Genomic DNA, 13,719 nt, shown 5'->3' on the forward strand with positions numbered 1-13,719 from the left:
AGATCTAACGCATGAAATCTTCTTCGTACTCCTCGTCTATGGCGCTCATGATCCTTTGCACCACTTCCTGGCTTATGCTGAAATGGTGCCCCTTGACCGTGATATCATCCTTCGAAACGGTGAGCAGGTGACCCTCGAACTTCAAGCGTACCGTCTCCTTGAGCGGATCGACCGATTCTACCTGGTAATTCTTCTGGCCCACGGATATCTGCGCCCCGACCTTGGGCAGCTTGTCGTTGATTTCGCGGTATACCTCGTATTCATATCCCAGGCAGCAGAGCAGGCGGCCGCACATCCCCGAAATCTTGAGCGAATTCAGGTTCAGGTTCTGCTCCTTGGCCATCTTTATGGAAACCGGGTCGAATTCTTCCTTGAGGTGCACGCAGCATCGCTCCCTTCCGCACGGCCCGAACCCGCCTATGATGCGGGACTCGTCGCGCACGCCTATTTGCCGCATCTCTATACGCGTGCGAAAGACCGTCGCGAGGTCGCGCACGAGCTCCCTGAAATCGATGCGGTTCTCCGCCACGAAATAGAATATGAGCTTGGTCCTGTCGAAAAGACACTTCACGGACACGAGCTTCATGTCCAGGCGCTTTTCCTTCGCCTTCTCCCGGCACACCTTGAATGCCTTCTGTTCGGTCGCCTCGATGTCCGGGAGATGCTTGAGGTCGTCAAGGTTGGCGACCCTGAGGAGCCTGCCGCGCGCATCGATCGCGGTGCGCGTCTTTTTCAGATGGGACGGACATTTGAATACGCGGCCCATGTCAACCCCATGCTCCGTCTCCGCGATGCACAGGGCGTTCCTTTTCACAAAAAGTCCGTTGGTATCCACATAGTATATCTGATAGCTGTTACGCAGCTTGATTCCGGTGATTTCCATTACTACCTGCCGTCTACCTATATATCGAACACGAGGGGGCCCTGGTGCGCACGTTCCCCTTCGAAATAAAGCGAATATAGCAACCCCTTGAGGGCGATTCTAAAATTTAAATTATGAGATTGGCCCCGTTTCAAGGCAAGTAGTATTTTTATGAGCCTGGCCTCAAGGTCAATATCCTCCACGAGCAGCTCCCTCGGCAGTTCCCCGGGAAGCTCCTCTCCGCGCAGGCCGCTCTGCAGCAGCTTCGAATAAATGACGAGCATCAGGTCGAGGAGCACGTCCGGCGACACGAGCTTGCCCGGGAGATCGCCCGGTATAAGGGGCGCCTGGCGCCTGTTGAGGGCCCCGGAAATATCGGCGCACAGCGCGAACAGCTTTTCGCGAAACGCGACGTCGGAAAGCTGGAAGGCCCGGCTTGCCGATCCCCCGGCGAAAAACGCCGAAAGACGCCGTATATCGGGATCGATATTCGCTGCCTCAAGAATTTTCAGAACATGCCCATCCGGGAGCGGATTGAATGGAATCTCTATAGACCGGGAAACGATGGTAGGGAGAACGCGGGACTTGGCCTCCGCGATGAGAATCATTTTAGTCGTGTGCGCGGGCTCCTCGATTGTCTTGAGGAGCGCATTCTGTCCTTCCTCGGTCACCCTGTCGATCCCGTCCACTATTACCGCGGTCGCGCCGCTCACCGGTTTCATGGAGAGCCGCTCAATCAGCCAGCGCACGCTCCCCCGCTCCTTTTTCTCCTCGGAGCCCACGGGGATGATGCCGCGCTCGTTGGGCCTCACGGCGATGAAATCGGGATGGATGTCCTTCTGCACCTGCCTGCACGGTGCGCAGTCCAGGCAGGGAGCGGGCTTCCCTTCGCAGAAGAACGCCATCAGGAAGCGCTCCGCGACCCGGAATTTGCCCGTCCCGGTCATTCCCGTGAACAGCATCGTCTGGGGGACGGTGCCGCGCCGAAACAGGGTCTCAAGCCTTCCCCTCTGGATGTCATGACCGTAAATGCCGGAAAAGTTCATCGGTTCCTCGTACTTAAGCGAAGATTTTTTACTGTCATCATTGTCCTGTCAATCACTATGACCCCGGAAAAAATGTTCCATATATCGTCCCGGAATCACGATTAGTATTAAAATGGGCGACAGCGGCATCAAATACCGGATTGAACCGTCGAGCGAAGGGGCCCCCACCATGTCCGTCACGGACGAGGCGGGAAGGAGCGTCTACCTGCATTCTCGTATCGACCCCCTGCGCGAAGCGGGCACGTTCGCAGGCCGGCTCAATCCCGAAAAATACGATACGCTCATCATCCTGGGATGCGCCCTTGGGTATCATTGCCTTCCGGTGAAAGACAATCTTTCAAGGTACACGCGCATCATCATTATTGATCCCCTTCAGGGGATCGAAGGCGAGTTGGAGAAGAATGCCGCCACCCGCTTCCTGGTTTCCTCAAATATCAACCGGCTCTTCGGCCTCCCGGCGGAGGAAGTTCAATCAATCCTGCCGGATCTTGTTAACCTGGAAGGCGGGCGAGGGGTGCAGGTACTCGAACACGTTCCCTCCCTGCGCGCCTTTCCGGCGTATTATGGCGTCATAAAAAAAACTATCGCTCGGATCATTAATAAACAGGCGGGGAATCTCGCCACTGTTTCCGCGTTCGGCGCACGGTATCTCCGGAACTGCCTGCTGAACCTCCGAAACCTGTCCGCGTGCAGACCGGTATCATGCCTGCAAAACTCATTTCCCGGCAGGCCGGCGATGGTAATCACCTCGGGGCCCTCGCTTGAGGACAAGCTCCCCACCATAGCCCGCATTCATAATAGTACCGTGGTAATTTCCGTCGACTCTGCACTTCCGGTATTGTCACGGGCGGGGATCAGGCCCGATATCGTAGTCTCGATCGATCCTCAACCACATATCCATGAGCATTTCCATCATTCGCCGTGCAGGGACTTTCTCCCCGTGTACGCCCTCTCATCGCATCCCCTGGCCGTCGCACACTATCCGGGCCTCATTTCCCTTAATTCACACCCTCTTGCCCAGCTTATCGAGGAGATGTACCCGGAGAAAACAGGCAGCATAGATTCCCGCACGGGGACGGTAACGGGAGACGCCCTCGCGTGCGCCCGCTACCTGGGATGCACGGTCATTGCGCTCATCGGGTTCGACTCCAGCTTCCCGGGATTCTCTATCTATGCGCGGGGGAGTGCATACCAGCGCCGGTTCGGCGCTTATTTTCAAAACAGGACGTCTCCCATCGAGAAGCGAAACCTGGATTATATCATGACCTCCAGCCGCAAGCTGAAACGGGACGGGCTTCATACGAGGCGGGCGTTCCTCCAGTACAGGGAACTCGTCGAAGGGTTCGCGCTTTCCGACAAAAATCACCGCATCATTTCAATTTCGCCTTCTGGACTGCCCATGGAAAAAGTCACCCGAATGGAAATTGGTGAATTCGAGCAGATGTATTGCCGGGGGGCATTCGACAAGACCGGAATTATCGGCTCCCGGTTGGACGCTGCCCCGCGCATGAATGAAATTATTGAATTGACAGCGCTTGAAAAGCTTTTAAGGAATACCCGGCTCCGTGAAGAACTTGTACGCGCGTCCCTGACTTCCGGCACCGCGGAGGCGCTGCATCGAAAGACAGACCGCTACTTCGAGGCTTTGCACGGGGTATAGATCAAATCTCGCTTCACAGGAGGGCACGCGATGAAAATCGGGGTGACCGGGATATTCGCATCGGGGAAGGGAACCGTCTGCAAAATGTTCGAGGAGCTGGGCGCCAGGGTGATCGATACCGACGAGCTCGCGCGCGATGTGGTCGCACCGGGTACCGAGGGGCTCGAGACGCTCGTGCGCGAATTCGGCACGGGGATACTGGGGCCCGACGGCGCGCTCGACAGGCGCAGGTTCGGGGTGCTGATATTTAAGGACAAGGTCAAGGTAAATCGCGTGAACCAGATCACGCACCCTTTAATCCTTAAACGAGCCGCCGAGGCGTTCGAAAAGAACCCCGGCGCCGTTTTCATGATCAATACCCCTCTCCTCTTCGAAAGCGGATTCGATAAATTCATGGACGCCACTATCGTGGTTACCGCGGGGACGGAGCAGGCGGTGGAACGCGGCGTAAAGCGCGACAATATTTCGGCCGAGGAGATCAGGGACCGTCTGAATAACCAAATTTCACTCAATGAAAAAATCAGGCGCGCCGATCATGTAATAGACAACTCCGGCACCCTGGAGAACACCAAAAAACAGGTGATCAAGATATGGAACGCTTTGACGATCTCCACCAAAAAGGAATAAAAGAAAAAAACATGTACGTGTTCCATATGGACACGCCGCGCCTCATCATCATAGGTTGTGTAATCGTGGGCGTAATCATCATAGCCTTTTTGTTCGGCATGAACCTCACAAAACCGGGAGGCAAGGGGGCCGATACGCTTGCACAGAGAGACCTTGTGCGTGGTCTTCCGGAAACCGACAACCTCGAAAGCCGTCTCCTTTCCCCTTCCGATGAAAACATACTTTCGCCGGACGGGAAAAAGACCGAGCTTCCACTCGATGACAAGCACAAACCGGCCCGGAAAGGCGATCTCGCCGCCAACGATAAATCCTCGAAGGAGTTTCCCGCCGAGGAAAAAGAGGCTGAGAACTCCGTGAAAGACGTTAAAAAAGCGGCCCTCGATGAGGAGACCAGGCCATCGCGCAAATCCGATTCAAGGAAAACGGAAAAAGCCAAATCTCACAAGGTAGTAGAGGTCGCGGCGAAGGAAAAGAAGGAGAAAAAAGACGGCTCCGAACGCGCAATGCGCGGGTATTCGATCCAGGTTGGCTCGTACGACACCAGCGACAAGGCCAAAACGGAAATGTCATCCCTGAAAAAAATGAGCTATGACGCCTTCATGGATAAGGCAACGGTCAACGGGAAAAGCTTCTACCGGGTAAAAATCGGGCCTCTCACCTCGAAGGGAAAAGCAATCGATATTCTCAGGGAGATCCAGGAAAATAACAAGTATTCGGAAAGCTACCTGGTAAAGGAATAAGCCGCTCCGCAAGAAACCGGGTACGCTTAAATCACACGGGCCGCCCAGGGCGGCCCGTTCAATTATGCGCGATCGGTAAGTACCGCGAAATCGGAAACTTCGTCTGCATCGTCTACATCAAGCAGTCTTACCCCCACGGTCGCACGCCCCTGAATGGAAATATCCTCGGCAGTCAGCCGGATCATCATGCCTGATCGCGATGCGATGATTACCTCATCGTCACCGTATACGGAACGAATGCCCGCCGCATGGCCGTTTTTATCCATGACCTTGAGATACGCCATTCCCTTTCCGCCGCGCCCCTTGGTCGCAAAATTCTTGTAATCGATCCTCTTGCCGAATCCCTTGGAGGTAACCACGAAGAGGGATGCTTCCTTTTTAACCAGGTCCATGCCCACGATCTCGTCCCCGGCAGCCAGTCTCATCCCGATAATGCCCGCGGAATTCCTTCCCATGGGCCGCATGGTATTCAGCTTTGTGCGCAGCAGCAGTCCCTTGCGTGAAGCGATAAGTACATCCCCTTCCTTGCCCGCAAGCTTGACCTCTACCAGCTCATCGTCCTTCTTGAGGTTGATGGCGATGATCCCGCCTTTCTTTGCGTTCGCAAACTCGTTAACCGCGGTTTTCTTGAGAATGCCGGTCCTGGTCACCATGCACATGCAATCCTCGGATTCCATGTCGGGTACGGCGCATATCGCCGTGATATCCTCGCCCGCGGAGAGGTTGATGATTCCCTTGAGCGACTTGCCCCGGCTCGTTTTTGACGCCGCGGGAATCTCGTACGCCTTCAGTCCGAATATCTTTCCCTTATTCGAGAACAGGAAGATGGTGTCGTGCGTCGATGCGATCATCATCATCTTGACAAAGTCTTCCTTTTTGCTCGACAGTCCGGTGACCCCTTTTCCGCCCCTTCGCTGTTTCTTGAAGGTGTCCACCGACAACCTGCGTATGAAGCCGTCATTGGTGATCGATATCACCATATCCTCTTCGGCGATCAAGTCCTCGATTTCGAATGAAGTGGAGGATTCCCCGCCGACGAGAATCTCGGTGCGCCGCTTATCGCCGTATTTTTCTTTGAGGGCTATGAGTTCGTCCTTGATGATTCCGAGAATTCTTTTATCGCTCTTGAGGATCGCCTTCAATTCCTCGATGAGTTTCATCAATTCCTTGAGTTCCTCTACGACCTTTTTTACCTCCAGGCTGGTAAGCCTCTGCAGCCGCATCTCGAGAATGGCCTTCGATTGGATTTCAGATAGTTTGAATCGCTTGCGCAGCCGTTCGCCCGCCTCATCGACCGTTTTGGAGGACCTGATGATACTTATCACTTCATCTATATTGTCGAGAGCGATCTTCAATCCCTGCAGGATATGCGCCCGCTCCTCCGCCTTTTTCAATTCATACTGCGTGCGGCGTGTTACGACGTTTTTCCGGTGCAGGATGTAATGCGAGAGCACCGTTTTCAGGTCGAGAACCTTGGGTTCCCCGTTTACCAGGGCGAGCGTAATTATGCCAAACGAGGTCTGTAGTGGGGTATGCTTGTACAATTGGTTGATTATAACATTTGTATTCGCTTCCTTTTTAAGACCTATGACAATGCGTAGACCCGTACGGTCCGATTCATCGCGAAGCTCCGAAATGCCCTCAATTTCCTTGTTGTTGACGAGCTCGGCGATCCTGGTAACAAGTGTCGCCTTGTTCACCTGGTAGGGTATTTCAGTCACGATGATCGCATCGCGTCCTTTTTTGGTCTCTTCGATGTCGAGACGACCCCTCACGATAACCGATCCCCGGCCTGTCGAATACGCCTTGTAGATTCCATCCGATCCCATGATAATGCCGGCAGTCGGGAAATCGGGCCCCCTGATTATCTTCGTGAGCTGTTTCACGGTTATGTCCGGATTATCGATAAGCGCCGTAGTACCGTCTATAATCTCAACGAGATTATGGGGAGGTATATTCGTCGCCATTCCCACGGCTATGCCCGAGGAGCCGTTGACAAGCAAATTGGGAAAGGCCGCCGGAAGGACTACAGGCTCCTGTCTCGTTTCGTCGAAATTCGGAAGGAAATCCACCGTCTCCTTGTCTATATCCCGAAGAAGCTCCTCGGCCGTATTCGACAGGCGCGCCTCCGTATACCTGTAGGCTGCGGGCGGGTCACCATCGACCGAACCGAAGTTACCCTGCCCGTCAACGAGCGGGATGCGCATCGAAAAATCCTGGACCATGCGCACCATGGTGTCATACACGGCGGCGTCGCCGTGCGGATGGAAGTTACCGATTACCTCACCGACGATCTTCGCGGATTTCACATACGCCCGGTCGCTCCGCCACGCACGTTCGTTCATCGCATGGAGTATTCGTCGATGGACCGGCTTTAAGCCGTCGCGGACGTCGGGCAGGGCCCGTCCTACGATTACGCTCATCGCGTACGCGAGGTACGAGTCCTTCATCTGTTCTTCGATCTCAACGCTGATCGTCTTGTGTTTTATCGGCTTGCCGTCACCGGATTCCTTTTTTACCACTTCAGTCTCCTGCGTTATTCCCGATCCTGTTTACAGGTCCAGGTTCTTCACGTTTTTAGCATTTTCCTCGATGAACTTCCTGCGAGGTTCGACCGCGTCACCCATGAGTATGGTAAACGTCTCTTCAGCCTCGATCTCATCATCCATCGCGACCTGAAGGATAGTTCTTTGTTCCGGATCCATGGTCGTTTCCCATAGTTGTTCGGGGTTCATTTCGCCAAGGCCTTTGTACCGCTGGATCGCAATTTTTGACCTGTCGAGGCCCTTTACGATGACATCCCGCTCGTGGTCGCTGTACGCATAATGAATTTCCTTTCCCGCCCGGACGCTGTAGAGCGGGGGCTGCGCAATATAAAGGTATCCCTGCTTGATGATTTCCTGCATGTACCTGAAAAAGAAGGTGAGAAGAAGCGTTCTAATGTGCGAGCCGTCCACGTCCGCATCCGTCATTATTATTATTTTATGGTATCGCGTTTTCGAGAGATCGAATTCCTCTTCCCCGATACCCGTACCGATAGCGGTAATAATCGTTTTAATTTCCTCGTTCGAGAGAATTTTGTCCAGGCGCGCTTTTTCCACGTTTAGGATTTTCCCCTTGAGGGGCAATATGGCCTGGAACTTGCGATCCCGCCCCTGCTTCGCCGAACCGCCGGCAGAATCCCCCTCCACAAGATAAAGCTCGCACAGCGAAGGATCCCTTTCGGAGCAGTCCGCGAGCTTCCCCGGAAGCGTGTCGCCTTCCAGCGCGCTCTTCCTGCGTGTAAGCTCCTTTGCCTTTTTCGCCGCGAGGCGCGCCTGGGCGCTCAGGATGCATTTTTCCAGTATCTTGCGGACAACCTGCGGGTTCTCCTCGAAAAACTGGCCCAGGTTCTCGTTTGTCGCCGATTCAACTATTCCCTTTACGTCATTATTGCCAAGCTTCATCTTGGTCTGTCCCTCGAACTGAGGCTGGGGCAGCTTGACGCTCACAATCGCCACAAGTCCTTCACGGACATCATCGCCCGTGAGCTGCGGCATTTTCTTGTCCAGGCCTTCTTTCTTGAGGGAATCGTTGAGCACGCGCGTAAGCGCGGATTTAAATCCAATGAGGTGGGTGCCTCCTTCCTTGGTGTTGATATTATTTGCATACGTGTACACGGTTTCGTTATAGGTATCGATATACTCGAGTGCGACCTCGATATCTACCTTGTCCCGGTTGGCGTGGAAGAAAATCGTTTTCTTGGTTATTGAATTCTTGTTTTCATTGAGGTGCTGGATGAACGACACGATCCCGCCCTTGAACTGGAAAATGCTCTCTTTGCCTTTTCCGCGGTCGTCACGCAGAACTATCTTTATTCCGGCATTGAGGAACGCCAGCTCGCGCAATCGTTTTGCGAGTGTATCAAAATTATACTCGAGGGATTCGAATATTTTAGAATCCGGCCGGAACCATATGCGGGTCCCGTTCTTTTTTGCCTCACCGATCTGTTTCACCTTGCCGGTAGGAACCCCTCGCCGGTAATTCTGCGCATATTTTTTCCCTTCCCGATAAACCTCTACCGTCATCTCCTCCGAGAGCGCGTTCACCACGGAAAGGCCTACCCCGTGAAGGCCCCCGGAAACCTTGTATGAGTCATTATCGAATTTGCCGCCTGCATGAAGTTTCGTCAGGACGATTTCCAGCGCGGAGGTTTTATACACCGGATGTGCTTCTACGGGGATTCCCCGCCCGTTATCGATCACCTCGATCGTATTGTCCGAGTGAATCGATACCTGGATGGTATCGCAGAATCCGGCAAGAGCCTCGTCGATGGAATTATCCACTATTTCGTATACTAGGTGGTGCAGCCCGTTGGTGTCGGTTGAACCGATATACATGGCGGGGCGTTTCCGCACCGCTTCAAGACCCTCGAGGATCTGTATCTTATCTGCGCTATACTCGTTCGGCATGGGCTCTTCTCCAGGCAAGATCATTATCATCGAGCCCGGTCCGCTTTATAACGGTGAACGGGCTTACGATGCTGGTAATGACGGCGTCTTCGCTGTCGATTACGATAGTCTTAACTTCGTCGGGCAGATCGGTCAGGTAACGCTCATTCAAAGGAGAACGCCGGAGGGTCTCGACATTGAAAATCGCGATGACCTTTTTATCCGAAACGATGGTTCGGCTGCCTATGTGAATAAACATGTGATTAACTTACAGGCTACCTGAGCTTTTTGATTTCAACGCGAATATTCCTGATAATATCTGCTCCAAGTCGGTCCTTTATCTTATTCAGCAGGGATTCCCTGAGCATATGCAACTCGCCGGCGAAGACCGAATGGTCAGCGGCGATGATAAGGGTTTCCCGTACAATTCTCACCGGGGCGCTGTGAGTCGAAATTATGTCTCCAACAATCAAGGACCAATTTGATCGAATATTCTCAAAGATGAACGACTCGTCAAGCTGGAATTCTCCCACAATCGAGGACAAAAGACTTCCAAGAGATAAAATTTTACCTTCCCTGGGCTCCTTGAATCTGAACCTCATACCAGGGATACTTCCCCTCTTCCATTGGTATTAAAAAGCCTGCAGGCAGACCCGATATTGAATAACAGGCGCTCCGGGTATACCATGGTAAAGATCACCTGGTTTCCGCGATCGATAAGCGCGAGAAGATTTTTCCTGCGATGCTCATCCAATTCCGAAAAAACATCATCAACCATGATCACGGCCTTCCCGCCGGTTTTGCGATCGATGATGATCGACTCGGCGCATTTAAGTGCAATCGCCGCGGTACGCTTCTGTCCCTGGGACGCAGTGTTGTTGAAAAGATTCTCGTTATGCATAGAAAATATGTAATCATCCCGTTGTGGTCCCAGGGTTGTGGTCCCAAGGGCCAGATCCCTCGCGTACGACTGTTCCAGGAATTTTTCTATAAAACCCGCATCAGGATCGGGAAAAGTGCACTGATAGGTTAATCGCGGAGGCGGGTCATCAGCCGCAATTCCGGAATAGGCTTCAAGGAACAGGGGCTCGAACTCCGCGAGGAATTTATTCCTTGCCTTCAAAATAAGAGAAGCATGTTGGGCGAAGAGCGAATCCCAAGCCTGGATTTCATTTTTATTTATACGTCCCCTCGCCTTGCAAAGTTTAAGGGTTTTATTCCTTGAGGACAGAATACGCTTGAACTCCATTAAGCAATTGTAGTATGAAAGGTCCGTTCGAGAAAGAATGCCGTCGAAATAACGGCGCCGGGTGTCCGGGGGACCGCTGATTAGCATCACATCCGAGGGTGCGAACACTACCGAGGGTAATTTGCTGATATAATCAGATATTCTCTCTACACTCGTACCGTCGATTTTTGCCTTTTTATAAATTCTTCCATCCCTTGAAATACACCCGACCTCAAAACAGACCGGCCTGTCATTTCCCGTCTCTATCCTGCAGTGATATGAATTTTCGCCCCACATCATTATGTCAATATCCGGTACATTTCTGAAAGACCTTATGTTTGATACAATGGAAATCGCTTCAAGAAGATTGGTTTTCCCGGTGCCGTTGTTGCCGGCGATGATATTGCATTTTTCTGAAAAATCTATCCTGAGATTTCTGTAATTTCGGAAATTCTTTAAAATTAATGAGCGTACGAACATTTCGGCGATCAGGCAGTTTTTATCTGAATAGGCATGATAACCGATAAAAAATCCGGATCGTCTTCAGGGCAAATCGTGACCGGGCTCATCTGTCCGGTTAGACCGATGCTTACTGCATGCGAATCTATCTCTTTCAATGTATCCATCAGGAACTGGGCATTTATACCGATTGAAAGCTTATCCGTAATATTTGATTCGATTATAAGTTCTTCCGTGGATTCCCCAAGATCGGGGGTTTTTGCCTCTATGACGAGGTCACGAGAGGTGAAGTGCATCACGATTTTATTCGCCGGTTCGCGGGTAAAAACCATTGCGCGACGAACCGCGTCTACCAGCTTCCTTGTTTCGACGGAGACGGATATACTCTGCTGTTTTGGAACAACCTGCTTAAAATTTGGAAACTGTCCTTCAACGATCCTCGATACGAGCTCAGTTTCGCCGATTTTAAAAAAGCACTGATTATCAAGTACTGAAAACATGCACGTTCCACCGGGGGAAAGGAGTCTTAATACCTCGTTGACGGTTTTAAGAGGGATAATAACCCCGTCGCTTATTGACATTTCATTGTCAACGGACCTGGAAATCATCGCCAGCCTTCTGGAATCGGTAGCGACCGCGGTCAGTTTTCCATCAGAGCCGGAAAGAAGATAAACCCCGTTAAAGACCGGCTTAATAGTATCAAGCGCTGATGCATGGGTGACTTTCCGCAGCATATCTTTAAGCACACCCTGACTGATTTCAACAGCCGTGTCTTCGAAGAAAAACGGAATTTCCGGAAAATCGTCCCTGGATGAACCCACCAGGGTATAATTGGCCTTGATATCCTTGGATTTAGGATTCAGGCTGATCATATAATTTGAACTTACTTCAACGGAAATCTCGCCCTTTGGCAGCTCTTTAAGAATACTCGCAAACCGCTTGCCGTTGGCAGTAAAAATTATATCGTCTGCAGAGATTGCATCGAGCTTGGTACGAATTCCGAGTTCATTGTCCGTAGCGGATATCTGTATCTCATTCGCGCTGACTTTAAAAAGGCAGTTTGAAAGAATGGTATTAACGTTTTTCATCGAGATGACTGAATCGGCGATGGAGATGTATTTTTGAAGCGTTTCCTTATCAAGGGTTATAGACATATAAACACCTCAGCTGGTTATTATTAATATATATATATTTTATTATTTATAGTATTAGTAGTAGGGTACGTGAATATGTTGATAACGGGCAAACCTCTAAATTATCCAAGAGTTACAATACGACATAATGTTGATAAAATCCGGGACTCACTTTTGGAACATTTTTAAATGCGACATAAACCAAAAACAGTGCAGAATAAGACCACGTATGAATATTTTATTACAGGCGAATCGGAAAATAATATTTTACGAGTAAGTTATCAACACGATATCAGCTTTTCATATCAGAGATGATATCTTCAATCATTTCCCTGAATTCCTCATTTTCCTTCATCATTTTATCGACGTTATTCATGGCATTCAAAACCGTAGAATGATCCCTGTCGCCGAATTCCCTGCCGATATCAACGGTTGTGAGATCGGTAAGTTTCCTGGACAAGAACATGGCCACAAAGCGCGGATGAACCACTTTACTGTGTCGGCTCTTCGATATCATGTCTTCAACTGACACATCGAATCTATCTGAAACCCTGTTCATGATATCGGAAACGGTCACCTTCTTGAGGGTATCCTCGTCGAAAAGGTCTTTCAAATGATGCTTCACGTGAGAGATTGATATAGGCTCGTTCTGCAGCTGGGCTACCGTGTTTAGGCGGATCAATGCGGCCTCAAGCGCCCGGATATTGGATTTGATCCGACGTGCAATGTAATTCAGTACTTCGTCGGAAAAATTCATATTATCCCGCTCGGCTTTGTTACGGAGGATTGCCTCCCGTGTTTCAAGATTCGGGGCCTGGATATCAGTAATAAGCCCCCATTCGAAGCGAGTACGCAGCCTGTCTTCGAGGGTGGAGAGGTCTTTTGGGGGACGATCGCTGGAAATGACGATTTGTTTCTTGTTGTTGTGAAGAGTGTTGAATGTATGAAAAAACTCCTCCTGGGTCTGCTCCTTTTTTTCTATGAACTGGATATCGTCGATAAGAAGTACATCGACGTTCCTGTACTTGATTTTAAAGCTGGATATGGTATTGGTGCGAATCGCCTGGATAAATTCGTTCACAAACTCTTCACTGGGAACATATAATACTTTAAGGTACGGTTTCTCCAGCAAAATATGGTGACCGATAGCCTGCATGAGATGAGTTTTACCCAATCCCGTCCCGCCGTATACGAACAGAGGGTTATACTGGGACGCAGGGGCACGTGAAACGGATACCGCAGCCGCGTGGGCAAGCTGATTATTTGGACCGATAACGAAATTTTCGAAAGTGTATTTTGGATAGAGCTTCTGAGCGGTATAATCATTAGAGGAGAGAACCGTCGCCTCTGCGCGAGGAGCAGGGGATTCTGCCGGTGCCTGAAATCCGTTGCCGGTAACAAATTCGCAGCGCATAGGCAAGCCCGTAATATCCTTAAGCGCGGCCGTGATCATCACTGAATAGGTTTCCGAGATATGTTTGCGTGTCGTTTCGTCAAGTACCTTGATGCGGATAGTGTTCTCGGAAAGAGAAAC

12 protein-coding genes are annotated in these 13,719 nt (G+C 51.1%); 3 read left to right on the plus strand and 9 right to left on the minus strand.

Annotated elements, in window-relative coordinates; genetic code table 11:
- Positions 1–4: 4 nt before the first annotated feature.
- Both EPN93_13210 and EPN93_13215 read right to left on the minus strand, forming a co-directional pair.
- Positions 5–883, minus strand: coding sequence for a stage 0 sporulation protein (locus EPN93_13210; GenBank protein TAL33837.1), 879 nt, complete (start codon positions 881–883; stop codon positions 5–7).
- 17 nt (positions 884–900) lie between these two features.
- A complete protein-coding gene (locus EPN93_13215) occupies positions 901–1,908 on the minus strand; it encodes a hypothetical protein (GenBank protein ID TAL33838.1) in 1,008 nt (335 codons plus the stop codon).
- A 112-nt stretch (positions 1,909–2,020) separates the two neighbouring features.
- On the opposite strand from EPN93_13215, the gene EPN93_13220 reads away from it, so the two are divergent.
- Genes EPN93_13220 through EPN93_13230 form a run of 3 tightly spaced genes read left to right on the plus strand, consistent with a single transcriptional unit; the run spans position 2,021 to position 4,935 of the window.
- A complete protein-coding gene (locus EPN93_13220; GenBank protein ID TAL33839.1) occupies positions 2,021–3,568 on the plus strand; it encodes a DUF115 domain-containing protein in 1,548 nt (515 codons plus the stop codon).
- Between the two features lie 30 nt (positions 3,569–3,598).
- The gene (locus tag EPN93_13225) at positions 3,599–4,195 is read left to right on the plus strand and encodes a dephospho-CoA kinase (GenBank protein TAL33840.1); all 597 of its coding nucleotides are present in this window, start codon (positions 3,599–3,601) and stop codon (positions 4,193–4,195) included.
- A complete protein-coding gene (locus tag EPN93_13230; GenBank protein TAL33841.1) occupies positions 4,159–4,935 on the plus strand; it encodes an SPOR domain-containing protein in 777 nt (258 codons plus the stop codon). Before EPN93_13225 ends, EPN93_13230 begins: the two co-directional genes overlap by 37 nt.
- Before the next feature lie 62 nt (positions 4,936–4,997).
- On the opposite strand, the gene gyrA is transcribed toward EPN93_13230, so the two are convergent.
- From gyrA to dnaA, 7 genes are all read right to left on the minus strand, one after another.
- Positions 4,998–7,385, minus strand: coding sequence for a DNA gyrase subunit A (gyrA, locus tag EPN93_13235; GenBank protein TAL33848.1), 2,388 nt, complete (start codon positions 7,383–7,385; stop codon positions 4,998–5,000).
- Between the two features lie 102 nt (positions 7,386–7,487).
- The gene (gene gyrB / locus EPN93_13240) at positions 7,488–9,386 is read right to left on the minus strand and encodes a DNA topoisomerase (ATP-hydrolyzing) subunit B (GenBank protein TAL33842.1); all 1,899 of its coding nucleotides are present in this window, start codon (positions 9,384–9,386) and stop codon (positions 7,488–7,490) included.
- A complete protein-coding gene (locus EPN93_13245) occupies positions 9,370–9,624 on the minus strand; it encodes a hypothetical protein (GenBank protein TAL33843.1) in 255 nt (84 codons plus the stop codon). Before EPN93_13245 ends, gyrB begins: the two co-directional genes overlap by 17 nt.
- Before the next feature lie 16 nt (positions 9,625–9,640).
- A complete protein-coding gene (locus EPN93_13250) occupies positions 9,641–9,967 on the minus strand; it encodes a DUF721 domain-containing protein (protein ID TAL33844.1) in 327 nt (108 codons plus the stop codon).
- Positions 9,964–11,073: a DNA replication and repair protein RecF gene (gene recF, locus EPN93_13255; GenBank protein ID TAL33845.1), complete on the minus strand. Its 1,110-nt coding sequence runs from the start codon at positions 11,071–11,073 to the stop codon at positions 9,964–9,966. The genes EPN93_13250 and recF overlap by 4 nt, the downstream gene beginning before the upstream one ends.
- Positions 11,074–11,081: 8 nt before the next feature.
- Positions 11,082–12,206: a DNA polymerase III subunit beta gene (dnaN, locus tag EPN93_13260; GenBank protein ID TAL33846.1), complete on the minus strand. Its 1,125-nt coding sequence runs from the start codon at positions 12,204–12,206 to the stop codon at positions 11,082–11,084.
- A gap of 271 nt (positions 12,207–12,477) precedes the next feature.
- Positions 12,478–13,719: chromosomal replication initiator protein DnaA (dnaA, locus tag EPN93_13265; GenBank protein ID TAL33847.1), on the minus strand; the 1,242-nt coding region annotated here is incomplete at its 5' end.

It is taken from the genome of Spirochaetota bacterium, from assembly GCA_004297825.1.
GTDB lineage: Bacteria > Spirochaetota > UBA4802 > UBA4802 > UBA5368 > FW300-bin19.